Below are 24,804 nucleotides of genomic sequence, written 5' to 3'. Positions count from 1 at the left end.
TTTCCGAAAAAGCACAACCGGGCTGACAGCCGAAAGGCTGTCAGCCCGGCTTGCTTGACCAAGACTACTTGACCTCGACCTTCGCGCCGGCATCCTCGAGGAGCTTCTTGAGGGCTTCGGCGTCGGCCTTGGAAATGGACTCCTTGACCGCCTTCGGTGCGCTGTCGACGAGATCCTTTGCTTCTTTGAGGCCAAGGCCGGTAGCCGCGCGGACAACCTTGATGACCTCGACCTTCTTCTCGCCAATACCGGCGAGCACCACGGTAAATTCTGTCTGCTCTTCAACCACCGCCGCAGCCGCCCCAGGCGCAGCAACCGCCATCGAGGCTGCAGAAACGCCAAACTTCTCTTCGAACGCCTTGACCAGGGTGTTCAGTTCCATGACAGTCATCGCGCCGACGGCTTCGAGGATGTCTTCTTTGGTAATAGCCATAATCAATAAACTCCTAAATCTGAATACTCAAAAAAGCTGACCGGATGCTCAGGAAACCGCCTCTTCACGCTGCTTGGCCAAGGCGGCAAGCGCACAGGCAAAACCGGACACTGGCGCCTGCATGATGCCCAGCAACTGGGAAAGCAGCTCGTCGCGACTCGGGATGGCCGCCAGCGCCTGCACCCCAGCCTTGTCGAGCAGCTCGCCAGCAAAGCTGCCGGCCTTCAGAACCAGCTTGTCATTGGTCTTGGCAAAATCGTTGAGCACCTTCGCCGCAGACACCGGATCATCCGAGATACTGTAAATCAGTGGCCCCGTCATCTGTTCGGCCAGACTGGCAAACACACCGCCCTCGACCGCCCGCCGCACCAAGGTGTTTTTCAGAACGCGCAGGTAAACACCCGAAGCGCGCGCCTGCGCACGCAAACGAGTCAGGTGAGTGACTGGCAAGCCGCTGTACTCAGCCAGAACGATCGTCTGGGCAGTGGCCATCCTTGCCGACACCTCGGCAACAACAACCTTCTTTTCATCAAGATTAAGACCCACTGGCCTTTCCTCCCTTCAAGTCAACAGACGACACATCCGGCAGGATGTGCCGCACCCACGGCGACCTTGATCAGGGGTTGCAGCGAAGGCCAGAAACCCAAGCTGCGAAATCCTTTTCGGGGCACACCGTCTACGCAGGCTGCTTGCACACTTAAGCCTCTGCTACTAAGCCTCGGCACCTGCGGTCTTTGACGGTCCATCGACATGGCGCGAACGCGTTGTCGACCTCCCAGCAAAGCTCCTCACCGGCCACGCACACTCAATGTGGCCCGCTAAATCATTACAACGTGGAAGCGTCCACCCGGACGCCCGGCCCCATCGTGCTGGACAGAGCTACACGCCGCACATACTGCCCCTTTGAAGTCGCCGGTTTGGCCTTGATCAGGGCATCGAGCAAAGCCTTCAGATTGACCGCCAGCTTGTCGGCATCAAAGGATGCACGACCAATTGTGCTGTGAATGATGCCACCCTTGTCCGTACGATACTGTACCTGCCCGGCCTTGGCATTCTGGACTGCCGTCGCCACGTCCATGGTGACCGTACCCACCTTCGGGTTCGGCATCAAGCCGCGCGGACCCAGTATCTGACCCAGTTGACCGACGACGCGCATCGCATCCGGCGTGGCAATGACCCGATCGAAATTGATCACCCCGGCTTTGATTTCCGCAGCAAGGTCCTCGAAACCGACAATATCCGCACCAGCGGCCTTGGCCGCGGCAGCCTTTTCCCCCTGGGCAAAGACGGCAACGCGGATCGTCTTGCCGGTGCCGGCAGGCAGGACCACCGAACCGCGGACGATCTGATCGGACTTGCGGGGATCGACGCCGAGGCAGACGGCGACGTCAATCGATTCGTCGAACTTGGCGGTTGCGTACTCACGCGCCATCTTCAGCGCTTCGCCAACCGGATAGGTCTTGTTGGCGTCGATCTTGCCCTTGAAGGCTTTTTGGCGTTTGCTCAGAGCGGCCATTTCAGATGCCCTCCACGGAAACGCCCATGGTGCGGGCACTGCCAGCGATGGTACGCACGGCAGCGTCCATGTCGGCGGCGGTCAGGTCGGGCATTTTCTGAGTCGCGATGGCCTCGCACTGAGCCCGGGTCAGGGTACCAACCTTGGCGGTATGGGGCTTGGCGCTGCCCTTCTGAATGCCAATCGCCTTCTTGATGAGAACCGTCGCCGGCGGCGTCTTCATGATGAAGGTGAAGCTCTTGTCGGCGAAGGCGGTGATGACGACGGGGATCGGCAAGCCCGGCTCGAGGCCCTGCGTCTGCGCGTTGAACGTCTTGCAGAACTCCATGATATTTAGGCCACGCTGACCCAGCGCCGGCCCGATCGGCGGCGAAGGATTTGCCTTGCCTGCCGGTACTTGCAGCTTGATGTAACCGATGATTTTCTTTGCCACGGTGCGACTCCTCTAGACGGGTTCAAACGCGCTCGGTAGAGCACTCCCCAAACGACAAACGCGGCCCGGAAGCCGCACTACTGCGGCGCGTCGAGTGAAACCCACGCACCGCCACTCCCTTGCACGATCAAGCTTTCTCGACCTGTCCAAACTCCAACTCGACCGGCGTCGGGCGGCCAAAAATCGTCACTGACACACGCAGGCGGTTCTTCTCATAATTCACCTGCTCAACTGCACCATGAAAATCGGTGAACGGCCCGTCCTTGACGCGAACCACTTCACCGGGCTCGAAGAGAACCTTCGGACGCGGCTTGTCGACGCCTTCCTGCATTTGCTGCATGATCTTCGCGACTTCCTTTTCGGAAATCGGCGTCGGCTTGTTGGCAGTTCCACCGACAAAACCGGTCACTTTTGGCGTGCTCTTGACCAGATGCCAAGAGTCGTCATTCATTTCCATCTCCACCAGCACATAGCCGGGGAAGAACTTTCGTTCGGAAATGCTTTTCTGGCCCATTTTCAGCTCGACAACCTCTTCCACCGGAACGAGGATTCGGCCAAACGCCTCCTGCATTCCCTGACGCTGGATGCGCTCGAGCAATGCGCGTTGCACGCTCTTCTCGAACCCGGAATAGGCGTGTACCACATACCAGCGCATGCTCATAGTCATCTCCACCCAAGAACCAGGTCGTATAGCAGCCACTCGAGGCTCTTGTCGGTCAACCAGAGAAACAGGGCCATCACCACGACGAACGCAAAGACCAGGCCCGTTGTCTGCATGGTTTCCTTGCGAGAAGGCCAGACGACTTTTCGCGCTTCGGCTGAAGACTCTCTTGCAAAGTCGAAGAAACGACGCCCGGGCTCGGTCTGCCATGCCACTGCGACAGCCAAGCCGGTCCCGGCCATGACGGCCAGCACCCGCAGAATCATCGCCTGCTCGGCGAGGAGGTAGAAGCCAGCGACGCCGGCCACAAGCAGCAATACCGCTAACGCAAACTTGAATTTATCGGCCATCTCGTCCGCTTTGGTTACATGTTTGGCAGGGGCAGAGGGAATCGAACCCCCAACCTTCGGTTTTGGAGACCGACGCTCTGCCAGTTGAGCTATGCCCCTGCGGCAGAACTGCGGCGGCTCCGCGAACGAGGCCGCCGCTGTACCTTTATGGACTTACTCGATTATTTTCGCGACGACGCCGGCGCCGACGGTACGGCCACCTTCACGAATCGCGAAGCGCAGGCCCTCTTCCATGGCAATCGGGGAAATCAGTTTGACCGTCATCTGGACGTTGTCGCCGGGCATCACCATCTCGACACCTTCCGGCATCGCAATCGCTCCGGTCACGTCGGTCGTGCGAAAATAGAACTGTGGACGATAGTTGTTGAAGAACGGCGTGTGACGCCCCCCTTCTTCCTTCGACAGACAGTAAACTTCACCCGTAAAGTGCGTGTGCGGCTTGATCGAACCCGGCTTGGCCAGCACCTGACCACGCTCAACGTCGTCTCGCTTCGTGCCCCGCAACAGCACGCCCACGTTGTCGCCCGCCTGCCCCTGGTCCAGCAGCTTGCGGAACATTTCAACGCCCGTGCAGATCGTCTTCACCGTCGGCTTGATGCCAACGATCTCGACTTCTTCACCGACTTTCACCACCCCGCGCTCAACACGACCCGTGACCACCGTGCCACGTCCAGAGATCGAGAACACGTCCTCGATCGGCAACAGGAAAGGCTTGTCTACCGCTCGCTGCGGCGTCGGAATGTAAGCATCCAGCGCGTCCGCCAAGGCCATCACCGAGCCTTCGCCCAGCGGTCCCTGATCGCCTTCCAGAGCCTTCAACGCCGAACCCTGGACGATCGGTACGTCGTCACCCGGAAAGTCGTACTTCGACAGCAACTCGCGCACTTCCATGTCCACCAGCTCCAACAACTCGGCATCGTCAACCATGTCGCACTTGTTCAGATAAACGATGATGTAGGGCACACCAACCTGACGCGCCAGCAGAATGTGCTCTCGCGTCTGCGGCATCGGTCCGTCAGCCGCCGAAACCACCAGGATCGCACCGTCCATCTGCGCCGCCCCGGTAATCATGTTCTTGATGTAGTCCGCGTGACCCGGGCAATCCACGTGCGCGTAGTGACGCTTGGCCGTCTCGTACTCGACATGCGCGGTATTGATCGTGATGCCACGCGCCTTCTCTTCCGGCGCCGCATCAATCTGGTCGTAGGCCTTCGCCACACCGCCATATTTCTTCGCCAGAATGGTCGTGATCGCCGCCGTCAGCGTGGTCTTCCCATGATCAACGTGCCCAATCGTGCCCACATTGACGTGCGGCTTCGTGCGTTCAAATTTTCCCTTGGCCATTTACCGGTACCTCAAGACGTTAGAAGTTAATAATGAATCTACAGCACCAATCGGTGGTGCCCATGGACAGAATTGAACTGTCGACCTCTCCCTTACCAAGGGAGTGCTCTACCGCTGAGCTACATGGGCATCGCTCGAGAAGCCTTAAGCAATTCTGCGGTCGCAACCTGGAGCGGGTGAAGGGAATCGAACCCTCGTCATAAGCTTGGAAGGCTTCAGCTCTACCATTGAGCTACACCCGCGAAACCATTACCCGAAGAACGATTGAACAACCTCACCAACAGCGGCGCTTGTGGTGGAGGGAGAAGGATTCGAACCTTCGAAGGCAGAGCCGTCAGATTTACAGTCTGATCCCGTTGGCCACTTGGGTATCCCTCCAGCCAAGAACCCACAATTCTGACGCCCAACGAACCGACTGTCAAATATTTTCTCGAGGCGCGCAGTATTCTATAGTACAAGGCAGGTTCGATGACACCGGATCCCGACAACCTTCCCAGCCTTGGAAAGATCCTGCCTCGGTCCGGGGAGGGCGACGCGGCACCCAGGGTGCAACCTGCGCCCAAGCCAGCGGTCGAAAAGGAACATCGGCTGGCTGGACCGGATGACAGGCAGTCACGACAAGGGAGGCGAAGGAATGGGCGATCTCTCGATCACGCTCGATAGCCGCTATACGGCGACCTCCGGGCGAGTCTTTCTCAGCGGCACCCAGGCCCTCGTTCGCCTGCCGATGCTGCAGCGCATGCGCGACGAAGCGGCCGGACTGAATACCGCGGGTTTTGTCTCTGGTTACCGTGGCAGCCCCCTGGGAGGACTCGATCAGGCGCTGTGGAAGGCAAAAGCACACCTCGAAGCCAAGCGCATCGTCTTCCAGCCGGCGGTCAACGAGGACCTTGCGGCGACGGCCGTCTGGGGTACCCAGCAACTCAATCTTTTTCCTGGCGCCAAACACGATGGCGTTTTCGCCATGTGGTACGGCAAGGGGCCCGGTGTGGACCGCTGCGGCGACGTGTTCAGGCACGCCAACGCTGCTGGTTCGGCCAGGCTTGGTGGCGTTCTGGTGATTGCCGGCGACGACCACGCCGCCAAATCGTCCACCCTGCCACACCAGACCGAACACATTTTCAAAGCGGTGATGATGCCCGTCCTCTATCCCGCCAACGTCCAGGAGTATCTCGACTATGGCCTGCACGCTTGGGCAATGAGTCGCTACTCCGGCTGCTGGGTGGTGATGAAGGCACTGGCCGATACGGTTGAAACATCGGCTTCAGTATCGATTGATCCGCTCTCCACCCGCATCAAACTGCCGGTCGATTTCGAACTGCCGGCGAACGACCCGCACGGGCTCAACATCCGCTGGCCCGACCCGCCACTGCAACAGGAAGCGCGCCTGATCAACCACAAGCTTTACGCCGCGCTGGCCTATTGTCGGGCCAACCAGCTCAACCGCGTGGTGATCGACAGCACAGACCCCGCCTCGCCGGCGCGTCTGGGAATCATCACCGCTGGCAAGGCCTACCTCGATGTCCGCCAGGCACTCGGCGAGCTCGGTATCGACGACGAACTGGCAGCGCAGATCGGTATTCGCCTGTACAAGGTCGGCATGGTCTGGCCGCTCGAAGCGGACGGGGTGCGGCGCTTCGCCGAGGGTCTCGACGAGATCCTGGTGGTCGAGGAAAAACGGCAACTACTCGAATACCAGCTCAAGGAGGAGCTCTACAACTGGCGCGAAGACGTGCGCCCGCGGGTTGTCGGGAAGTTCGACGAGAAAGGTGAGTGGTCCCTGCTACCGACGGGCAGCGGGCACCTGACGCACGGTGACTGGCTGCTGCCGGCCGCCGGCGAGTTGTCGGTAGCACAAGTCGCAAGGGCACTGGCGGCACGCATCGGTCGCTTCTTCACCTCGCCGGCCATCCAGTCGCGACTGGCGCTGCTCGAAGCCAAGCAGAAGAGTCTCGCCACGCCCCTCCTTCCGGCAACCGGCATGGCCGCCATCCAGCGTACGCCCTATTTCTGCTCTGGCTGCCCCCACAATACCTCAACGCGCTTGCCTGAAGGCTCACGCGCCGTCGCCGGTATCGGCTGTCACTACATGGTGACCTGGATGGATCGCAACACCGCGACCTTCACCCACATGGGCGGCGAGGGCGTGACCTGGGTTGGGCAGGCGCCGTTCACTAGCGAAAAGCACGTGTTCGCCAATCTCGGCGATGGCACCTACTTCCACTCCGGACTATTGGCAATTCGCCAGTCGGTCGCCGCCGGCGTCGCGATCACCTACAAGATTCTCTACAACGATGCCGTGGCGATGACCGGAGGACAAGCGGTCGACGGCCAGTTGAGCGTCGCCCAGCTGACCCGACAGCTGGCAGCAGAAGGAATCAGCAAGATCGTCATCGTTACCGACGAGCCCGCCAAGTATCATCAGGTGCACGATCTCGCGCCGCAGACACCGGTCCACCACCGTGACCAGCTGGATGCGGTTCAGCGCCAACTGCGGCAGCATCCCGGGGTGTCGATCCTGATCTATGACCAGACCTGCGCCACCGAGAAACGCCGCCGTCGAAAGCGTGGCAAGCTGACCGATCCCGCTCGGCGCGTGTTCATCAACGAAGCAGTCTGTGAAGGATGTGGGGACTGCGGCGTGCAGTCCAACTGCCTCGCGGTGATTCCTGTCGAAACCGAATATGGCCGCAAGCGAGCCATTGACCAGTCATCGTGCAACAAGGACTTTTCCTGCCTCAAGGGCTTATGCCCGAGCTTTGTCACAGTCGAAGGCGGCCGTCGGCGCCGTGGCCAAGCCATTGCTGCCGACACCAGCACTTTTTCCCCCTTGCCTGAACCGCTGCTGGCCAATACCCGAAGCCCTTTCAACATACTTGTCACCGGTGTTGGCGGCACTGGTGTCGTGACCCTCGGCGCCCTGCTGGGCATGGCCGCGCACCTCGACGGCAAAGGTGTCTCGGTGCTCGACATGACGGGCCTGGCGCAAAAATACGGCGCTGTTTTTTCCCACCTCCGGATTGCCAATCGGCCAGAGGATATTCATGCGGCACGTATCGCCACCGGCGAAGCGCATGCGGTCATCGGCGGCGACCTGGTGGTCACTGCTGGCAGCGAAGCGCTATCGAAGGTTCTGGCCGGCAAAACGCGGGCAGTAGTCAATGTCGCCGAGACGCCAACCGCCGAATTCACCCGTAACCCGGACTGGCATTTCCCTCAGGAAGCCATGCAGGCCCAGATCAATGAAGCGTTGGGCGAAGGGAAGGTGCTCTTTCTCGATACGGCGGAAATGTCCCGCCGCCTGATGGGTGACGCTCTCTACGGCAATGTCTTGCTGCTGGGTGTTGCCTGGCAAATGGGGCTCGTGCCGCTATCGCTGACGGCCATCGAAAAGGCCATCGAGCTCAATGGGGCGGCGATAGAGCAGAACCGGCAGGCCTTCCTCTGGGGTCGGCGCGCGGCACATGACCCGCAATCCATGCAGCAGCTCACCCTGCCGGCCAGCCCGGCGGCGAGGCGAAGAATCTCACAGAACCTCGACGAGACGATCAACCACCGCGTCGAGTTTCTGACCGCCTATCAGGACGCACGCTACGCCCAACGCTACCGTGCCCTCGTCGAGCGTGTACGCGCCGCCGAATCCAGGTTGCCATCAACGGCCCTGACCGAAGCAGTTGCCCGCGGCTATTTCAAGTTGCTGGCGGTCAAGGACGAGTACGAGGTGGCGAGGCTTTATGCCGACCCATCGTTCATCCAGCAGTTGTCCGAAGAGTTCGAGGGCGACTTCAGACTGCACTTTCATCTGGCACCGCCGCTGCTCGCCAAACCTGATCCCGCAACCGGCAGAGCCAGCAAACGCAGTTACGGCCCCTGGATGATGCACAGCTTCCGCTGGCTGAGCCGGCTGAAGGCCTTGCGCGGCACGATCTTCGATCCCTTCGGCAAGACCGAGGAACGGCAGATGGAAAGGCAACTGCTGACCGACTACGAAGTCGACGTTGAACTCATGCTCATGCGGCTGATGCCCGAAACACTGGCCAGCGCCATCGAGCTGGCCAGTGTGCCCGAACAGATTCGCGGCTTTGGTCAAGTCAAGGCCGCGTCGGTGCTGCAGGCACGCACCAGACAGTCGGCCCTGCGCGCGCAACTGCTGGCCACAGCAGACAGCCCAACGCGCGCATCCTGACCGCAGGGGATAGAATTCGCCACTCGCTATCCAGGAGAAAGCCATTGCCATTACCCTTGTCCTCGCCCCAAACCGAGCCGGCAGAAACTTCGCCACCGACGTTCGTGTCTCCACTGCGCCAGCTCGCCCTGCAACTTGCTGCAATGCTTGTCGTTCTCTCGCTGGCCTGGCCCTACTATGGCATCGGCAGCAAAGACCTCCCCTGGCCGCAGACCGCTTTCGCCATTGGCGCAATCGCCGCATTATTCGCCAGTCTGACCAGCCAACCGTGGTGGTGGCGAATCATGCACGCCCTCTTCGCGCCGCTGGCCTGGAGTGTTTCGCGACTGGCGATCGATCCTGGCTGGTTCCTCCTGCTGTCCATCGGGCTGTTGCTCGTCTATCGCGGCGCACTGACTGGCCAGATACCCCTCTATCTCTCGAACCGACCGACTGCCGCAGCCCTCGCCGCGCTCACCGCCGAAGTGCACGGCCTGCGCTTCCTTGACCTGGGCGCGGGTATCGGCAGTGTCGTTAACCCTCTGGCCAGAGAACGGCCTGACGGACGTTTCACCGGCGTCGAGAATGCGCCCGCCACCTGGCTGATAGGCCGCCTGCGCACCGCCGGGTTGGCCAATTGTGACTGGCGCTGGGGAGATATCTGGCAAACCGACCTTGCCGCCTACAACGTCGTCTATGCCTTCCTGTCGCCAGCTCCGATGACGGCTCTCTGGCAGAAGGTTCGCCAGGAGATGCGGCCGGGCAGCCTGTTCATCAGCAACAGTTTTGCCATCCCCGATGTCGAAGCTAACAGCGTGACCGACGTTGATGACACCCGGCGAACACGCCTGTTCTGTTACCGGCTGTGAAACCTGATCTCTCTCGTCCGCCTTGCCAACCCGCGCAGCCGCTTCGCCCGAAAGAGCCAAACTTTGCTAAGATGCCCCGACTCACCACCACCGGAGTCCCCAGATGTCCAATCACGACGCAGTACCCGATCCCCTGAGCTTTGCCAAGAAGATGTGGGGTGGCATGGGCTTTTCACTGCCCAACATGGTCACGCCGACCCTTGATGTAGAAGAGATCGAGAAGAAGGTGAAAGACCTAAAGGCTGTCGAGAGCTGGCTGAAAATGAATCTGTCGATGTTGCAGATGACGATTCAGGGCCTCGAGATGCAATGCGTGACGCTCAACGCAGTCCGCGCGATGGGTCAGATGGCAACCAGTTACAGCACTGGCGCAGCCGCTACCGGCGACAGTCAGGGTACTTCTCTCGTTGCCGGCACCGGCAATGAAGCGCTCAAGCAGGCTGCTCTCTGGCCGCTGACCCTGCTGCAACAGATGCAGGAGCAAATGCAGAAAGCAGCGGCTGCAGCGGCACAGGCCAGCGAAACGCGCGACGACGCTGCCAAACCGTAGACGCCAGCAAAGCGCGGCCCGAACGAACGTACCCGCCAGCGAAAGGTTCTCACGAGCAGCCGAAGCAGAACTCCCAAGCCCTACGGGGGCATTGGCGTGCATTCTCCCTTGCGTGACGGGCTCTTCCGTCAGATGATGGCCGCCTGCTGCAGACAGTGGATCTCGCGTCTGCTGAAACCAGCCTCGCGCAAGATTTCCTCGCCATGCTCGCCAGCCGAAGGTGCGCTTCGTTCGATGGCAAAGACCCAGCCGGAAAGCTTCATTGGCGGCGAGTATTGGGTCACCCCGTCGGCCTCTACCGTCATGCCCCGGGCAACAAACTGCGGATGTTCGAGAGCCTCTGCAACGGTGAGAACCGGTGTCACGCAGCAATCGACCCCGTCGAACAGGGCCCGCCAGTCTGCCTGATTGCGGCTCGCGAAGACTTGCTCCAGTTCACCGCGCAATGCGGACGCAGCAGCGCCACGGGCAGCGTGCCGAGCCTTCCACTCAGGGCGGCCCAAGGCATCGCAGAAAATATCCCAGAACTTCTTCTCCAGCGGTGCGACCGCCATGTAGCGTCTATCGGCCGTTGCATAGACGCCGTAGCCGGCGTCGCCACCGCTCAACAGATCGGCACCACGCAGAGGCACCACGCCTTCAGTCTGCAACGCGAAAAACGGGAAGAGATTGTGAGCCAGAACTGCCTCGCTCATTGCCACATCGACCATCCGCCCCTGGCCGCTGCGCTGCGCGTCGAACAGAGCAGCGAGAATGCCCATCACCGCAGTCATCGCGCCGCCCAGCAAGTCACCTATCTGCAGATTCGGAATGGCTGGCTGGCCGCTGTCCACCCCGATCTGATCGAGAACGCCGGCAAAGCCAATATAGTTGAGGTCGTGGCCGGCGGCCATCGCCAGCGGCCCGCTCTGGCCATAACCGGTGATCGCGCAATAGACGAGTTTCGGATTGAGTGCACGCAGCACTTCATAGCCGATACCAAGCTTGTCGCTGACCCCCGGCCGGAAACTCTCGACTACCACGTCGGCTGTGTGCGCCAGGCGCAAGAACACTTCCAGCCCCTGCGGGCGCTTCAGATCGAGGCGCAGGCCACGCTTGTTACGATTGACGCTGCGATAGAAAACGCTGACGCCGTGCGGACCGTCACCCAGGATGCGCGCGTAGTCACCGGCAGCGTGGTCTTCGATCTTGATCACGTCGGCGCCCATATCGGCCAAATGCAGCGTGGCGACCGGACCCGGCAGCAGTCGCGTCAAGTCAAGAACACGAACGCCCCTTAGCGGTCCGCCACTCATCCGCCCGCCCCGCCAGGCTCCCAGTCAGCCTTACCCATACTTTCGGCGGTCATCGATCACCTTGCCATCGTTGGGCAAGGTGTTGGCAGCACAGAATACGACCTCCCCACGCAGCTTGGTCAGGTCACGGAGGCTGTTCACCAAGGCAGCAGCCAGCTGGTCAGAGGGATTGCCAACCTCACAGTGCAGGCTCATCCGATCGCTACCGCTCGCGTTGTCGACCACCAGGCGCACACGGTCAATGCCCGGATGTCGAGTGAGAATTGCGGCAACCTGCGAAGGGTGTACGAACATGCCCTTGACTTTGGTCGTCTGGTCGGCTCGCCCCAGCCAGCCCTTGATGCGGACGTTGGTCCGGCCGCAGGGACTGACGCCGGGCAGAACCGCCGACAAGTCGCCGGTGGCAAAGCGGACCAATGGGTAGTCCGCGTTGAAGCCAGTCACCACTACCTCGCCAACCTCGCCGTCGGCAACTGGATCGCCCGTACCCGGACGAACAATCTCGAGCAGGATCTCCTCCTCGACCACCAGGCCCTCCTCACTCGGAGTTTCGTAGGCAATCACGCCAAGGTCGGCAGTCGCATAGGCCTGGCGAACGACCATCCCGCGTTCGTTGAGCGACTGACGCAGCGCCGCCGGCAAGGCTTCTCCAGACAGCACGGCTTTCCTGAGTGAGCTCACATCAGCGCCAAGTTCGTCGGCCTTGTCAAAAATGATGCGCAGGAAGGAAGGTGTGCCAACGTAGGCCACCGGCTTCAGATCGGCAATCACCTGCACCTGCATTTCGGTCTGCCCCACGCCAGCAGGAAAAACCGGGCAGCCCAGCTGTTGTGCGGCGCCTTCGAGCATGAAGCCGGCCGGCGTGAAGTGATACGAGAAGGTATTGTGGATCAGCTCGCCAGCCCGGAAACCGGCGGCAAACAACACCCGCGCAAAACGCCACCAGTCCTGTCCACGCCCCTCGGGATCGTAGATCGGGCCGGGCGACGCGAACACCCGCGAGAGCGCCGACAACGGCGTCGCTGTCAGGCCGCCAAAGGGTAGCGCTGCCCGCTGCAATTCGTGCAGGTCGGTCTTGCGCGTCAGCGGCAACCTCGCCAGAGCTTGCCGGGAATTGATCGCCTGGGCATCAAATCCGGCATACAACCGGCCAAAGTAGTTCGAACTGCTTTTGGCGTGGGCAACCTGCTGCGGCAAGCGTGCCATCAACGAGGCTTCGCGCTCACCGGGCGAACGGGTTTCCAGGGAATCGTAGTAGTTCATGGGCTTCTCATGGGCGCCGGAGAGCAGGCGAACGCCGCCAGCGAACCAGGGCGCGGGGGGCCATCGGCGGATTGGGGACGAAGAGCAAGCCGGCCGAGGTAATCCGGATCGTTGCCAGATCAAGAGAGCCAGCGCTTGCGGCGGCGGTAGTGCTTGACATCGCGGAAGCTCTTGCGACCAGCCGAGGAGAGCCCCAGATAAAATTCCTTGACGTCTTCGTTTGCCGCCAGATCTCCGGCAGCGCCCTCCATGACCACACGGCCATTTTCAAGGATGTAACCGAAATCGGCGTAGCGCAGCGCCATGTTGGTGTTCTGCTCGGCGAGCAGGAAGGTCACTCCTTCCTTCTGGTTCAGATCCTTGACGATGCCGAACACCTCGTCGACGACCTGCGGCGCCAGGCCCATCGACGGCTCGTCGAGCAGCACCATGCTCGGATTGGCCATCAGCGCGCGCCCAATGGCGCACATCTGCTGCTCCCCGCCCGAGGTATAGGCTGCCTGGCTGCTGCGGCGTGTCTTCAGGCGCGGAAAATACGCGTAGACCTTGTCGAGCGTCTCGGCGACCGCCGCCTTGCCATCCTTGCGTGTATAGGCGCCGGTGAGCAGGTTTTCCTCGATGCTCAGGTGGCCAAAGCAGTGTCGCCCTTCCATCACCTGGATCACGCCGCGCTTTACCAGTTCTGCCGGGGTCAGCGCTTCGATTCGCTCGTCGCGCAGGTCGATCGTCCCCTTGGTGACTTCTCCCCGCTCACCGTGCAGCAAATTACTGACCGCGCGCAGGGTGGTCGTCTTGCCGGCGCCATTGCCTCCCAGCAGGGCAACAATGCCGCCCTCGGGGACGCTGAATGAAACACCCTTGAGAACGAGGATCACGTGGTTGTAGATCACCTCGATGCTATTGACTCGGAGAAGGATGCTGGTGGCGTCGCTCATGGCGTCTCTTCGTTAGTGCGGCGCCCTCCCACACAAGGGCGGGCACCTAATCGACTCGCGGTGGCGAGTCCGCCGGACCCTACTTCTTGCATTCCTCGGGCGTGCGCGGCTTCAGCTTCTTCTCCTCGGCATACTTGCTGGAGGCCAGCATCACCATCGGCCGAAGGTTTTTCTCATCCGCCTGGTACCAGTCAGAACTGAACTCCCACTTGCTACCGTTCCAGGTGTGAACGCGCACCCACGACGATCCCATATGGTCAAGGCAGGATGTCTGAACCGGACGCATGACCCCGGCGAAGCCCATGGCATCGAGAGTCTTCTGGTCCAGATTGAGGTTCTCCAGGCCCCAGCGAACCTGCTCGCCACTCATCACCTTGCCCTTGCCATAGCGCTCCTGCGCCTTGCGTACTCCTTCAACGCCGAGCATCGCCGACAGCAGACCACGCATGTAGAGTACCTGCCCAACCTCGTCCTTTGGCCCGGTTCCCTGTCCCTTGGCATGCACGAGTTCAAGCACATCCTTGACGACCTTCGAGTTCGGCTCGGCACCATGCTGCAGGGTCAACGCGCTGTAGCCCTTGGCACCTTCAGCGACGTCCTTGACATCGGGTTCGGCACCAGCCCACCAGATTCCAATCATCTTCTCGCGGGGATAGCCTGTCGCCTGGGCTTCGCGCAGCGAAGTCGAGTTCATCACACCCCAGCCCCAGAGCAGGACGTAGTCGGGCTTCTGCTGACGAATCTGCAGCCAGGTCGCTTTCTGCTCGACGCCGGGATGCGCCACAGGCAGCAGTTGCACGTCGAAACCGTAGGTCTTGCCGAGTTCCTGCAGTACCGGGATGGGCTCCTTGCCGTAGGGACTGTCATGGTAGACGAGAGCGATTTTCTTCCCCTTCAGATTGGCCATCCCGCCGAGCTTCTTGCCGATATGCTGGATGGCGACGTCGGCGCCGACCCAGTAGGTACCTAGCAAGGGAAAGTTCCAGGTAAAAACGGCACCATTCTGCGATTCACTGCGGCCGTAGCCCGCAGTGATCAGCGGAATCTTGTCCACCGGAGCCTTTTCGGTCAGTGCGAAGGTAACACCGGTCGACAGGGGCTGGAACACGGTAGCGCCGCCATGCTTACCCTTCAGGCGCTCATAGCATTCGACGCCGCGGTCGGTCGCATAAGCCGTTTCGCACTCCTCGAAGCTGATCTTGACGCCGTTGATCCCGCCCCTGGCATTCACCAGCTTGAGGTAATCAACATAGCCATTGGCCCAAGGGGTGCCATTGGGAGCATAGGCCCCGGTACGGTATACCAGGACAGGAAAGAACTGCTCCTTGGCCTGCGCCAGGGCATTCGGTGAGGTCAGTAGCGACAACAGAGCGACGACTGTCGCCGAAGCACTCAATGCAAGCTTGCGTAGTTTCATTAGTGTCTCCTCTTTTTGTATTGAAAGTAATGCACCTGCGAAAAAGTCTTCTAGTCGTAGCGGAACGAGCCCCCAGCCCGCCGCTCAGTGCGGAAATGGCCAGAGCCTGAGTTTTTCCTTGCCGGTAGACCACAGGCGAGCAATGCCGTGTGGTTCCTTGATCAGGAAAAAAATGATCAGTGCACCGAAGATGATCAGTTCGGCATGCGATATGCCGGCAGTGGAGATGGTAATCCCGAATAAACCGCCAAGCGCCGGCAGGAACTGGTTCAGGGCGATCGGCAGGATGACGATGAACGCCGCCCCAAAAAAGCTGCCCATGATCGACCCCAGGCCGCCGATGATGACCATGAACAGCAACTGGAATGAACGATCGACCGAGAAGGCCGCCGGCTCCCACGAAGCCAGGTGGATAAAACCCCACAGCGCGCCAGCGGTGCCGACAAAGAAGGAACTGACGGCAAAGGCTGAGAGCTTGGCAAAAAGCGGCCGGATTCCGATCACCTCGGCGGCGACGTCCATATCGCGGATCGCCATCCACTGCCGACCGATGGCACTACGCGTCATGTTCTTCCCCAGCAGAGCAAAAACCACCAGGAACGCCAGACAGAACAGGTATTTGTCGACCGGCGTGTCGATCTGCCAGGCGAGGATCTGCAGGTTCGAAACGGAAACAGAGCCGGACGAAGCGTTGTCAGTAAACCAGGGGACGCGCAGGAACACCCAGTCGGTGAAGAACTGTGCCGCGAGGGTCGCGACGGCAAGATACAGACCCCGAACGCGCAGACTCGGAATGCCGAAGAAGATGCCGACTGCCGCCGAGGTGAGGCCACCGAGCAGGAAGGAAACGAGGAGCGGGATGCCCTCGACACGAATGTGGAAGTTATAGGCGGCGTACGCGCCGACGGCCATGAAGGCCCCGGCGCCAAGGGTGATCTGGCCGCAGAAACCAACCAGGATATTAACGCCAAGTGCCGCCAGCGAAAGGATCAGGAAGGGAATCAGGATGGCGCGAAAGAGGTACTCGTCGACCAGCAGAGGAACGCCGACAAAGGCAAACACCAGGATGCCAACGATCACCCAGCGGTCCTGGGCGATCGGAAAAATCTGCTGATCGGCGGCGTAGGAGGTCTTGAACTGACCGTTTTCTCTATATAGCACTTGTCTGCTCCCTGGTTAGACGCGGTCGATGATCTTTTCGCCGAACAGCCCCTGCGGCCTGAACAGCAAAAAGAGCAGGGCCAGCTGGTAGGCAAACCAGATTTCGATGCCACCACCAATCATCGGCCCGAGATAGACCTCGGAAAGTTTCTCGCCGACGCCAATGATCAGCCCGCCGATGATCGCACCGGGAATCGAAGTCAGACCGCCGAGAATGACTACCGGCAGACCGCGCAGCGCCACCGTCGCCAGCGAGAACTGGACCCCCAACTTGGAACCCCAGATCACCCCGGCAACCAGGGCGACCACGCCGGCGACGCACCAGACGATTACCCAGATGCGATTGAGCGGAATGCCGATCGACTGCGCCGCCTGATGGTCATCCGCCACCGCCCGCAGGGCACGGCCGGTAGCGGTCTTCTGAAAAAACAGCGCCAGCAGCCCGACCAGAACCGCCGCGATCAATGCGGCGACAAAGTCCTCCTTGTTGATCAGCAATCCGCCTTCGAAGGCCCCCTCGAGAATCATCACCGGTTCCTTGGGCATGCCGACGTCGATCTTGTATATATCGCTACCGAAGACGCTCGTACCAACGCCTTCAAGAACGTAGGCGATGCCCAGGGTGGCCATCAGCAAGGTCGCGCCCTCCTGATTCACCAGATGGCGCAGGACCAGACGCTCGATCAGCCAGGCGACGACAAACATCAGTGCCCCGGCCAGCAGGAAGGCCACCGTGTTCGCCAGAAAACGACTGTCAATTCCCAGCCACTGGGGTATCCACGCCGAAAAGCGCGCCATCGCCAGGGCCGCGAAAAGTACCATCGCTCCCTGCGCAAAGTTGAACACGCCGGAGGCTTTGAAAATCAAGACAAATCCCAGCGCGACCAGGGAATAAAGCATGCCGGCCATCAGGCCACCGATCAATGTTTCGAGAAAGAAACCCATCTTGTTCTCTCCTCAGTGGCTGGCGCCAAGGTAGGCACTGATGACTTCCGGATTAGCACGAACCTCGTCGGGGTCACCGTCACCGATCTTTTTGCCGTAATCGAGCACCACCACCCGGTCGGAGATATCCATGACCACCGCCATGTCGTGCTCGATGAGGACGATCGTCGTACCGAACTGGTCGTTTACGTCGAGGATGAAACGACACATGTCCTGCTTCTCTTCGACGTTCATGCCGGCCATCGGCTCATCGAGCAGGAGAATGCTCGGCTCCATGGCCAGCGCACGACCCAGGTCGACCCGCTTCTGCAGACCGTAGGGCAGGCGGCCAACCGGCGTCTTGCGAATGTGCTGGATCTCGAGGAAATCGATCACCTGCTCGACCTTGACGCGATGCGCCAGTTCCTCGCGCCGGGCCGGCCCCCACCAGAACGCCTGCTGAATCAGGTTGCTCCGGATCTGCAGGTTGCGCCCGGTCATCAGGTTGTCGATCACGTTCATGCCCTTGAACAGCGCAATGTTCTGAAAGGTGCGAGAGATCCCGGCCTTGGCCGCCTTGTAGGGATTCATCTTGCTGAAGTGCTGGCCGCGCAGGATGATCTCGCCCTGCTGTGGCCGATAGACACCGTTGATCACGTTGAGCATCGAACTTTTGCCCGCGCCATTCGGGCCGATGATTGCGCGGATCTCGTGCTCGCGAACATCAAAGGAAATGTCGGTCAGCGCCTTGACGCCACCGAAGGCAAGAGAAACGTTCTTCAGGTTGAGAATGACCTCGCCGATCTGTCGACTCATCAGGCGTCCCTCCCGGCAATCTCGAAGGTCTTCAGGTCGCGGATGACGAGATCGGCAGCGACCTTGCCTTGCCGGCCGTCCTCGAACTTGACCGCCGTTTCGATGAACTGGCTGTTGCGACCGCTGTACAGCGCATCGATCAGCACAGCATACTTCTCGGCGACGAAACCGCGGCGCACCTTGCGCGTGCGCGTCAGTTCGTCATCGTCCGGATCAAGTTCCTTGTGCAGGATCAGGAAGCGGTGAATCTGTGAATCGGCGAGAGCGCCCTCGCCAAGCAGTTCGCCATTGACCTGTTCAATGCACTCCTGAATCAGCCCATAGACCTCCGGCTTCGCCGCCAGATCGGTATAGCCCGAATAGGCAATGCCACGCCGCTCGGCCCAGTTGCCGACGGCGCCGATGTCGATGTTGATGAACGCGCAGACCATCTTGCGCTGGTCGCCAAAGACCACCGCTTCCTTGATGTGCGGGAAGAATTTCAGCTTGTTCTCGATGTAGTTCGGCGCATACATCGCCCCATTGGCCAGCTTGCCAACGTCCTTGGCGCGATCGATGATCTTCAGATGACCGTCGTCGTCGAAGATCCCGGCATCACCGGTCATGAAATAGCCATCGGCGTTGATCGCTTCGGCCGTCGCATCCGGTCGCTTGTAATACTCCTTGAGCAACATCGGACCCCGAACGAGAATCTCGCCGTTGTCGGCGATCTTCACCTCAACCCCTGGGGCCGGCTTGCCGACACTGTCGAACTTGATCTGTCCATCGGGCTGCAGGCAGACATAGGCACAGGTTTCCGTCTGGCCGTAGAGCTGCTTCAGGTTAATGCCAATCGACCGATAGAATCGGAAGAGGTCCGGACCGATCGCCGCCCCGGCGGTATAGGCAACGCGGATGCGGCTCATGCCGAGAACGTTCTTCAGTGGCCCGAAGATAAAAACGTTGCCCAGCGCGTAGAGCAGGCGATCGACTGCCGAGACCGGCTGACCGTCGAGGATCTCGGCCCCGCTGCGCCGGGCGACGGCCATGAAGAAGTGAAACATCTTCTGTTTGACGACACTCGCGTCCTCCATGCGGATCATCACCTGTGTCAACAGGTTCTCGAAGACGCGTGGTGGCGCAAAATAGTAGGTCGGGCCAATCTCGCGCAGATCAGTCATCACCGTGTCCGCAGACTCCGGGCAGTTGATCGTGAAACCGGTCACCATCGCCTGCGCAAACGAGAACAGGTGGTCACCGACCCAGGCCATCGGCAGATAGGAGAGGATGTCTTCATCAGCGGTCAGTTGATCGAAATCGGCTCCGCCGCGAGCGGCGCTGATGAAAGCATGGTGTGTCAGGCGAACGCCCTTCGGCTTGCCGGTCGTGCCCGAAGTGTACAGCATGACGCTCACATCATCGGACGCGCCGACGGCCACCTCCCTGGTCAGCAGGTCAGGGTGATTGCGGTTGTGAATCCGCCCCATCGCCATCAACTCGCGGATGCCGTGGATGAAGGGAAGCGTGTAGTGCCGCATGCCGCGCGGATCGTCGTAGAGCAGGTGTTCGAGCTGCGGCAACTGCGTCTGGATCTCGAGCACCTTGTCGACCTGCTCCTGATCCTCGACGAAGATGAAACGGACTTCCGCGTCGAGCAGGACGAAGAGCATTTCGTTGGCGACAGCGTCCTGGTAGAGCGGCAAGGGCACGCCGCCAAGGCACTGTGCGGCAGTCATCATCATGTACATGCGTGGGCGGTTCTCGCCGACGATGGCCAGATTGTCGCCACGCTTGAAACCCATTTCGGCAAGACCACAAGCGAGAGCCCGCACCTCCTCGGCGACCTCGTGCCAGGTCCAGCATTGCCAGATCCCCAGATCCTTCTCGCGCATGGCTGGCTTGTTGCCGCGCACCTGCGCGTGGTCCATCAGCAGGCGCGGAAACGTATCCAGCACCTGCGCGGAAGCGATCTCCGGCATCTCGTCTCCTCCGGTGCCTTGACCGTCAGAAACCCGACGGCAAGCCCTTATCGTTTATTTGTAGTCGTTGATTCTAGTCCCTTTTCGCTGACAGTCATTGTGCGGCGCCGCATAAGCGAAAGAAGCGACTTCCAGAGGGTGACATCAGGACGGACCTTGGCCACAGTGTAAGCGCTCCGGGCGGCTATAATTGTCGCTCGGAAGACAATTCGGCTGTTCCTTGACGATCGAACCTGGAATGCAGTCGCTCGACGACATGCTGCAAGCGTCCTGCTGGGCACGGCAACTGTCCGCGGACGAGCTCGAGCAGGTCAAGGGAGACACTGTCGTGCGGACGGTTCCCGCCGGGCAATACGTGTGCATGAAGGGAGACGCGGTCGAACACTGGCTGGGCGTCGTCGACGGACTGGTCAAGATGGCCAGCAACTGGAGCAGCGGCAAAACAACCAGCTTCGTCGGCCTGTCGAGCGGCGGCTGGTTCGGCGAAGGCTCGCTGATGAAGGACGAGCCTCGCCGCTACGACGTCATCGCGCTGCGCGAATCGCGGATTGCCTACATGAAGCGCAGCCGATTTCAGCACCTCCTCGATCACAGCATCCCGTTCAACCGCTTCCTGCTGATCCAGCTCAACGAGCGCCTGGGTCAGTTCATCGGCATGATGGAGCACGAACGGCTGCTGAATACCGACGCCCGGCTCGCTCGCTGCCTGGCCTCGATGTTCCATCCGCTGCTCTACCCCGGCAGCAGCCTCGAACTGCGCATCTCCCAGGAAGAAATCGGCCTGCTCGCCGGCATCTCGCGTCAACGCGTCAATCAGGCGCTGCACGTGCTTGAACAGGCGGGACTGGTGCGCGTCGACTACGGCACCCTGACCATCCTCGATCTTGACCGGCTACGCTGCTTCGGCGAATAAGTCGGGCAGCAAGCCGCACCTGGCGGCAAAGCTTCCAGAAACGCAGAATTGAACACGGCATTGATCTGGGTTAGTATTCGCCGCGGCAAGGGGATGGTCTTGTCGAGAAGGTCTTGTCTAAATTGGTTAATCCGCTGTGAAACCGCGTCAACAAAACCAAAGTGGAGGATGCAAAAACATGAGTAGTGTTATGTACGAGCGAATGCGGGTCAATCCCAAATTCCAGAAACTGGTCCAGGAGCGGGGGCGCTTTGCCTGGACTCTCTCGGCAATTGTGCTGATCCTGTTCTACGGGTTCTTCATGCTGGTTGCCTTCAACCCGGGCCTGCTGGCCCAGAAGATCGCCGAGGGATCGATGTGGCCGATCGGCTACACCATCCAGTTATGCTTGTTCATCTTCTTCTGGCTGCTGACGGTGGTCTACGTTCGCAAGGCCAACGGGGAATTCGATGACCTGACTGCCGAGCTGATCAAGGAAGCTCAGAAGGAGAAGCTATGATGCATCGACTGACCTCGGCAATCACCCTGCTCTTCCTCTCCGGCCTGGCTTTTGCCGGGCCGGCCATGGATGCTGCGGGCGCCAAGCAAGCCACCAACTGGCACGCGATCATCATGTTCCTGATCTTCGTCGCGATGACCATGGGCATCACCTACTGGGCGGCAGGCCGCACCAAGTCCACTGCCGACTTCTATACCGCCGGCGGCGGCATCACCGGTTTCCAGAATGGCCTGGCGATCGCCGGCGACTACATGTCGGCGGCAACCCTGCTCGGGCTGACGGCGATGGCCTACACCGCCGGCTACGACGCCTACATCTACATGCTGGCGTTCTTTGCCGGCTGGCCGATCATTCTCTTCCTGATGGCCGAGCGGCTGCGCAACCTGGGCCGGTTCACCTTTGCCGACATCACCTCATACCGACTCGACCAGGGCAAGGTACGGACGATGGCGGCGATCTCGTCGCTGGTGGTCGTCGTCTTCTACCTGATCGCCCAGATGGTCGGTGCCGGCCAGTTGATCAAGCTGCTCTTCGGCCTCGACTACAACATCGCGATCTTCGTCGTCGGCATCCTGATGATGGTCTATGTCACCCTCGGCGGCATGGTCGCGACGACCTGGGTGCAGATCATCAAGGCCTGCATGCTGCTATTCGGCGGTACGCTGACACTGATCCTGGCCTACACCCAGTTCGGCTTTTCGCTGACCGAACTGCTGACCCAGGCCGAGGCGCTGCACAAGCTTGGCCCGAAACTGATGGCACCGGGCAGCCTGCTGGCCGATCCGATCACGGCAATCTCACTCGGTCTCGGCCTGATGTTCGGTACGGCTGGTCTGCCGCACATCCTGATGCGCTTCTTCACCGTCGGCAACGCCAAGGAAGCACGCAAATCGGTGCTCTATGCCTCCGGTTTCGTCGGGTTCTTCTTCAACGTGATCTTCCTGATGGGCCTCTGCGCAATCATCATCGTCGGCCAGAATCCCGAGTTTTTCGAAGGCGGCGTAGTAGGTGGCAAGATCATCGGCGGCGGCAACATGGTCGCCATGCACCTGGCCAAGGCGGTCGGCGGCAACATGCTGCTGGGCTTCCTGGCGGCGGTTGCCTTCGCCACCATCCTGGCGGTTGTCTCGGGTCTGGCGCTGGCCGGCGCTTCGGCGATCTCGCACGACATCTATGCGCGCGTGATCCGCAAGGGGCAGGCGACCGAGAAGGAAGAGATTCGCGTTTCGCGCTTCGCGACCATCGGTCTGGGCATGCTGGCGATCGTCCTCGGCATCCTGTTCGAGAAGATGAACATCGCCTTCATGGTCGGTCTGGCCTTCGGTGTGGCTGCGGCCGCCAACTTCCCGGTGCTGATCCTCTCGATGTACTGGAAGGGTCTGACCACTCGCGGTGCGTTGTGGGGTGGCTACGGCGGCGTCATCTCGGCGGTGCTCTTCGTGCTCTTCTCGAAGTCGGTGTGGGTTGACGTGCTGGGCAACAAGGCTGCCTTGTTCCCCTACACGCAGCCGGCGCTGTTCGCCATGCCGATCGCCTTCATCTTCGCCTACATCTTCTCCAAGAGCGACACCGGACCCCGGTCCAAGCTCGAGAAAGAAGCGTTCGAAGACCAGTACGTTCGCGCCCAGACCGGTTTCGGTGCTTCCGGCGCCAGCCACTGAGCCTTCGGTTTTACCCAAGAGCCCTGGCGGAGCAAGTAGCCCGCCAGGGCTTTTTTTTGCCCGCGTGGCAGAGTGACGCGGCCGCTGACCCTTTCTCGCCCATGCGCGGGAAATCGGGTTTGCGGCTAAAGTTCAGCGACAATTCTCCGTGAACGAGGTGATGAGTCCAACGAACGACGGGAGTCCCTGCATGCACCCACACCTCCGGCTACTCGCGATCTGCCTCATGGTCCTCGGCCCGGCCGTGGCATCGGCAGGCTGGCAGGTGATTTCCGCCGAACCGGGCAAGCGGGTCGAGGTCGACCGCAGCAGCATCAGAAAAGATGAAAGCGGGAAGACGGTGGCCCTGGGGCGCATCGTCCTCGAAAAGCCGATCATCGACCCAAAAACATCTTCGTCTTACCGCATCGTCCAGGCCCTCAGCCGCTACGACTGCCTGTCGCGCAGCTACAGCACCCTGAAGCGCAGTTATTTCAGGGATGAGGGCGAAATGCTCCGCGAAGAAGATGTCAAGGTGCAGGTGCCAATGCCGGTGCGGTCGGGAATGCTCGATGATAAGCTGCTGCGCGAAGTCTGCCGACCGAAAGCCGGCAGCGAAGCAGCGATGGCGGCCAGCCGGACCGCCGACAAGGTCAACGAGGCGAGCGGTGAGCTGCGCAAGGCGAACGAGGCGCTGGTCCAGAAGGACGTCAGGCGGGCGAACCTGCAAACTCCGGCGATCGAGAAGGCCGACGCGGGGCCGGAAGCCAAGCCCGCAGCGCCCGCCAGGCGAGCGGCAAGAGAGCCGATCACGCCAGCGCGGGCATTGGCAGCGACCGAGCCAGCCGCCCGCCGGACGACCACACTGCATCCCGCGAGCAGCGACTACCCGATAGTCGGGGGCAACATCCAGCGGCAGCTTCAATGGTCCTACGAGGGTGAGGCCGGTCCTGACAACTGGGGAAAGCTGAAGCCGGAATATGCCACCTGCGCGACCGGGAAACGACAATCGCCGATTGATATTCGTGACGGATTTCGCGTTGATCTCGAACCGATTCAATTCAACTATCGGCTTTCAGAGTTTCGCGTCGTCGACAATGGCCACACCATACAAGTCGAAGTGGGTGGCAGCAGCATCAGCCTGCTCGGCAAGCGCTACGATCTCAGGCAGTTCCATTTTCATCGCCCGGCCGAAGAACGGGTGAACGGCAAGTCCTTCGACATGGTGGCACACCTGGTGCACAGGTCGGAGGATGAGCACATTGCTGTCGTCGCCGTGCTGCTCGAGAAAGGGATGGAACATCCGCTGATCCAGACCGTCTGGAACAATCTGCCACTGGAGAAGAACGAGTACGTCGCACCACCGGAGCTGAGCATCGACCTCGCGCAGTTGCTGCCGGCAGACCGTGCTTACTACACCTACATGGGTTCATTGACCACACCGCCGTGCTCCGAAGGCGTGCTCTGGCTGGTGCTCAAGCAGCCGCAGCAGATCTCGCCCGAGCAACTGGCGATTTTCGCGCGGCTCTACCGGCACAACGCCCGACCCGTGCAGGCAACCTTCGGACGGATGATCAAGGAATCGCGCTGACCTCTGCCGTGCCGGCGCCAGGCTCCCCGATCTCTTCGCGCGGCCGGGACGAGCACAAGCCAGCCTGATCC

The 24,804-nt window shown here is 60.7% G+C and carries 22 protein-coding genes and 4 tRNA genes; 7 read left to right on the top strand and 19 right to left on the bottom strand.

The window, feature by feature from the left end; genetic code table 11:
* Window positions 1-64: 64 nt before the first annotated feature.
* The 11 genes from rplL to V5B44_RS03470 form a co-directional block, all read right to left on the bottom strand.
* Complete coding sequence (rplL, locus tag V5B44_RS03520; protein WP_332357738.1) at window positions 65-433, bottom strand: 50S ribosomal protein L7/L12; 369 nt, start codon at window positions 431-433, stop codon at window positions 65-67.
* 48 nt (window positions 434-481) lie between these two features.
* Window positions 482-979: a 50S ribosomal protein L10 gene (gene rplJ / locus V5B44_RS03515; protein ID WP_332357737.1), complete on the bottom strand. Its 498-nt coding sequence runs from the start codon at window positions 977-979 to the stop codon at window positions 482-484.
* Between the two features lie 280 nt (window positions 980-1,259).
* Entirely contained in the window at window positions 1,260-1,949 is a 690-nt protein-coding gene (gene rplA, locus V5B44_RS03510) for a 50S ribosomal protein L1 (protein ID WP_332357736.1), read from the bottom strand.
* A 1-nt stretch (window position 1,950) separates the two neighbouring features.
* Window positions 1,951-2,382: a 50S ribosomal protein L11 gene (gene rplK, locus V5B44_RS03505; protein ID WP_332357735.1), complete on the bottom strand. Its 432-nt coding sequence runs from the start codon at window positions 2,380-2,382 to the stop codon at window positions 1,951-1,953.
* Window positions 2,383-2,509: 127 nt separating this feature from the next.
* Window positions 2,510-3,043 (bottom strand): transcription termination/antitermination protein NusG, encoded by a 534-nt coding sequence (gene nusG, locus V5B44_RS03500; RefSeq protein ID WP_332357734.1) that lies wholly within the window; start codon window positions 3,041-3,043, stop codon window positions 2,510-2,512.
* A gap of 2 nt (window positions 3,044-3,045) precedes the next feature.
* Window positions 3,046-3,393, bottom strand: coding sequence for a preprotein translocase subunit SecE (gene secE / locus V5B44_RS03495; protein WP_332357733.1), 348 nt, complete (start codon window positions 3,391-3,393; stop codon window positions 3,046-3,048).
* A 23-nt stretch (window positions 3,394-3,416) separates the two neighbouring features.
* Window positions 3,417-3,492, bottom strand: a tRNA-Trp gene (locus V5B44_RS03490).
* 54 nt (window positions 3,493-3,546) lie between these two features.
* Window positions 3,547-4,737, bottom strand: a complete 1,191-nt coding sequence (gene tuf, locus V5B44_RS03485; RefSeq protein WP_332357732.1) for an elongation factor Tu — start codon at window positions 4,735-4,737, stop codon at window positions 3,547-3,549.
* Window positions 4,738-4,791: 54 nt separating this feature from the next.
* Window positions 4,792-4,866 (bottom strand) — tRNA-Thr (locus V5B44_RS03480).
* A gap of 39 nt (window positions 4,867-4,905) precedes the next feature.
* Window positions 4,906-4,979 (bottom strand) — tRNA-Gly (locus tag V5B44_RS03475).
* A gap of 51 nt (window positions 4,980-5,030) precedes the next feature.
* Window positions 5,031-5,115 (bottom strand) — tRNA-Tyr (locus V5B44_RS03470).
* A 223-nt stretch (window positions 5,116-5,338) separates the two neighbouring features.
* Here V5B44_RS03470 and V5B44_RS03465 point away from each other — a divergent pair.
* From V5B44_RS03465 to V5B44_RS03455, 3 genes are all read left to right on the top strand, one after another.
* A complete protein-coding gene (locus V5B44_RS03465; RefSeq protein ID WP_332357731.1) occupies window positions 5,339-8,923 on the top strand; it encodes an indolepyruvate ferredoxin oxidoreductase family protein in 3,585 nt (1,194 codons plus the stop codon).
* 44 nt (window positions 8,924-8,967) lie between these two features.
* Window positions 8,968-9,771: a class I SAM-dependent methyltransferase gene (locus V5B44_RS03460; protein ID WP_332357730.1), complete on the top strand. Its 804-nt coding sequence runs from the start codon at window positions 8,968-8,970 to the stop codon at window positions 9,769-9,771.
* A gap of 103 nt (window positions 9,772-9,874) precedes the next feature.
* Window positions 9,875-10,321 carry a PhaM family polyhydroxyalkanoate granule multifunctional regulatory protein gene (locus tag V5B44_RS03455; protein WP_332357729.1) on the top strand — a complete coding sequence of 149 codons (447 nt, stop codon included), beginning with the start codon at window positions 9,875-9,877 and terminating at the stop codon, window positions 10,319-10,321.
* A gap of 128 nt (window positions 10,322-10,449) precedes the next feature.
* On the opposite strand, the gene V5B44_RS03450 is transcribed toward V5B44_RS03455, so the two are convergent.
* The 8 genes from V5B44_RS03450 to V5B44_RS03415 form a co-directional block, all read right to left on the bottom strand.
* The gene (locus V5B44_RS03450) at window positions 10,450-11,616 is read right to left on the bottom strand and encodes a CaiB/BaiF CoA transferase family protein (RefSeq protein WP_332357728.1); all 1,167 of its coding nucleotides are present in this window, start codon (window positions 11,614-11,616) and stop codon (window positions 10,450-10,452) included.
* A 30-nt stretch (window positions 11,617-11,646) separates the two neighbouring features.
* Complete coding sequence (locus tag V5B44_RS03445) at window positions 11,647-12,879, bottom strand: phenylacetate--CoA ligase family protein (RefSeq protein WP_332357727.1); 1,233 nt, start codon at window positions 12,877-12,879, stop codon at window positions 11,647-11,649.
* 119 nt (window positions 12,880-12,998) lie between these two features.
* Window positions 12,999-13,814 carry an ABC transporter ATP-binding protein gene (locus V5B44_RS03440; protein WP_332357726.1) on the bottom strand — a complete coding sequence of 272 codons (816 nt, stop codon included), beginning with the start codon at window positions 13,812-13,814 and terminating at the stop codon, window positions 12,999-13,001.
* 79 nt (window positions 13,815-13,893) lie between these two features.
* Window positions 13,894-15,231, bottom strand: a complete 1,338-nt coding sequence (locus V5B44_RS03435) for an ABC transporter substrate-binding protein (protein WP_332357725.1) — start codon at window positions 15,229-15,231, stop codon at window positions 13,894-13,896.
* 84 nt (window positions 15,232-15,315) lie between these two features.
* Complete coding sequence (locus V5B44_RS03430; protein WP_332357724.1) at window positions 15,316-16,392, bottom strand: branched-chain amino acid ABC transporter permease; 1,077 nt, start codon at window positions 16,390-16,392, stop codon at window positions 15,316-15,318.
* Between the two features lie 15 nt (window positions 16,393-16,407).
* Complete coding sequence (locus V5B44_RS03425; protein ID WP_332357723.1) at window positions 16,408-17,337, bottom strand: branched-chain amino acid ABC transporter permease; 930 nt, start codon at window positions 17,335-17,337, stop codon at window positions 16,408-16,410.
* Between the two features lie 12 nt (window positions 17,338-17,349).
* Window positions 17,350-18,132, bottom strand: a complete 783-nt coding sequence (locus tag V5B44_RS03420) for an ABC transporter ATP-binding protein (protein WP_332357722.1) — start codon at window positions 18,130-18,132, stop codon at window positions 17,350-17,352.
* Window positions 18,132-20,090, bottom strand: coding sequence for an AMP-dependent synthetase/ligase (locus V5B44_RS03415; RefSeq protein ID WP_332357721.1), 1,959 nt, complete (start codon window positions 20,088-20,090; stop codon window positions 18,132-18,134). Before V5B44_RS03415 ends, V5B44_RS03420 begins: the two co-directional genes overlap by 1 nt.
* A gap of 238 nt (window positions 20,091-20,328) precedes the next feature.
* On the opposite strand from V5B44_RS03415, the gene V5B44_RS03410 reads away from it, so the two are divergent.
* From V5B44_RS03410 to V5B44_RS03395, 4 genes are all read left to right on the top strand, one after another.
* Window positions 20,329-21,003: a Crp/Fnr family transcriptional regulator gene (locus tag V5B44_RS03410; RefSeq protein WP_332357720.1), complete on the top strand. Its 675-nt coding sequence runs from the start codon at window positions 20,329-20,331 to the stop codon at window positions 21,001-21,003.
* A 178-nt stretch (window positions 21,004-21,181) separates the two neighbouring features.
* Entirely contained in the window at window positions 21,182-21,502 is a 321-nt protein-coding gene (locus V5B44_RS03405) for a DUF485 domain-containing protein (protein ID WP_332357719.1), read from the top strand.
* Complete coding sequence (locus tag V5B44_RS03400; RefSeq protein WP_332357718.1) at window positions 21,499-23,163, top strand: cation acetate symporter; 1,665 nt, start codon at window positions 21,499-21,501, stop codon at window positions 23,161-23,163. The genes V5B44_RS03405 and V5B44_RS03400 overlap by 4 nt, the downstream gene beginning before the upstream one ends.
* Before the next feature lie 190 nt (window positions 23,164-23,353).
* Window positions 23,354-24,733 carry a carbonic anhydrase gene (locus tag V5B44_RS03395; protein ID WP_332357717.1) on the top strand — a complete coding sequence of 460 codons (1,380 nt, stop codon included), beginning with the start codon at window positions 23,354-23,356 and terminating at the stop codon, window positions 24,731-24,733.
* Window positions 24,734-24,804 lie beyond the last annotated feature (71 nt).

It is taken from the genome of Candidatus Accumulibacter necessarius (genome assembly GCF_036625085.1).
This window is presented reverse-complemented; position numbering and strand designations above follow the sequence as displayed.

What these genes read in the sequence shown, in the direction of transcription:
- rplL (WP_332357738.1), bottom strand. Translation starts at nt 433, where the DNA reads ATGGCTATTACCAAAGAAGACATCCTCGAAGCCGTCGGCGCGATGACT.
- rplA (WP_332357736.1), bottom strand. Translation starts at nt 1,949, where the DNA reads ATGGCCGCTCTGAGCAAACGCCAAAAAGCCTTCAAGGGCAAGATCGAC.
- nusG (WP_332357734.1), bottom strand. Translation starts at nt 3,043, where the DNA reads ATGAGCATGCGCTGGTATGTGGTACACGCCTATTCCGGGTTCGAGAAG.
- secE (WP_332357733.1), bottom strand. Translation starts at nt 3,393, where the DNA reads ATGGCCGATAAATTCAAGTTTGCGTTAGCGGTATTGCTGCTTGTGGCC.
- tuf (WP_332357732.1), bottom strand. Translation starts at nt 4,737, where the DNA reads ATGGCCAAGGGAAAATTTGAACGCACGAAGCCGCACGTCAATGTGGGC.
- V5B44_RS03465 (WP_332357731.1), top strand. Translation starts at nt 5,339, where the DNA reads ATGACAGGCAGTCACGACAAGGGAGGCGAAGGAATGGGCGATCTCTCG.
- V5B44_RS03455 (WP_332357729.1), top strand. Translation starts at nt 9,875, where the DNA reads ATGTCCAATCACGACGCAGTACCCGATCCCCTGAGCTTTGCCAAGAAG.
- V5B44_RS03450 (WP_332357728.1), bottom strand. Translation starts at nt 11,616, where the DNA reads ATGAGTGGCGGACCGCTAAGGGGCGTTCGTGTTCTTGACTTGACGCGA.
- V5B44_RS03445 (WP_332357727.1), bottom strand. Translation starts at nt 12,879, where the DNA reads ATGAACTACTACGATTCCCTGGAAACCCGTTCGCCCGGTGAGCGCGAA.
- V5B44_RS03440 (WP_332357726.1), bottom strand. Translation starts at nt 13,814, where the DNA reads ATGAGCGACGCCACCAGCATCCTTCTCCGAGTCAATAGCATCGAGGTG.
- V5B44_RS03435 (WP_332357725.1), bottom strand. Translation starts at nt 15,231, where the DNA reads ATGAAACTACGCAAGCTTGCATTGAGTGCTTCGGCGACAGTCGTCGCT.
- V5B44_RS03425 (WP_332357723.1), bottom strand. Translation starts at nt 17,337, where the DNA reads ATGGGTTTCTTTCTCGAAACATTGATCGGTGGCCTGATGGCCGGCATG.
- V5B44_RS03420 (WP_332357722.1), bottom strand. Translation starts at nt 18,132, where the DNA reads ATGAGTCGACAGATCGGCGAGGTCATTCTCAACCTGAAGAACGTTTCT.
- V5B44_RS03415 (WP_332357721.1), bottom strand. Translation starts at nt 20,090, where the DNA reads ATGCCGGAGATCGCTTCCGCGCAGGTGCTGGATACGTTTCCGCGCCTG.
- V5B44_RS03410 (WP_332357720.1), top strand. Translation starts at nt 20,329, where the DNA reads ATGCAGTCGCTCGACGACATGCTGCAAGCGTCCTGCTGGGCACGGCAA.
- V5B44_RS03405 (WP_332357719.1), top strand. Translation starts at nt 21,182, where the DNA reads ATGAGTAGTGTTATGTACGAGCGAATGCGGGTCAATCCCAAATTCCAG.
- V5B44_RS03400 (WP_332357718.1), top strand. Translation starts at nt 21,499, where the DNA reads ATGATGCATCGACTGACCTCGGCAATCACCCTGCTCTTCCTCTCCGGC.
- V5B44_RS03395 (WP_332357717.1), top strand. Translation starts at nt 23,354, where the DNA reads ATGCACCCACACCTCCGGCTACTCGCGATCTGCCTCATGGTCCTCGGC.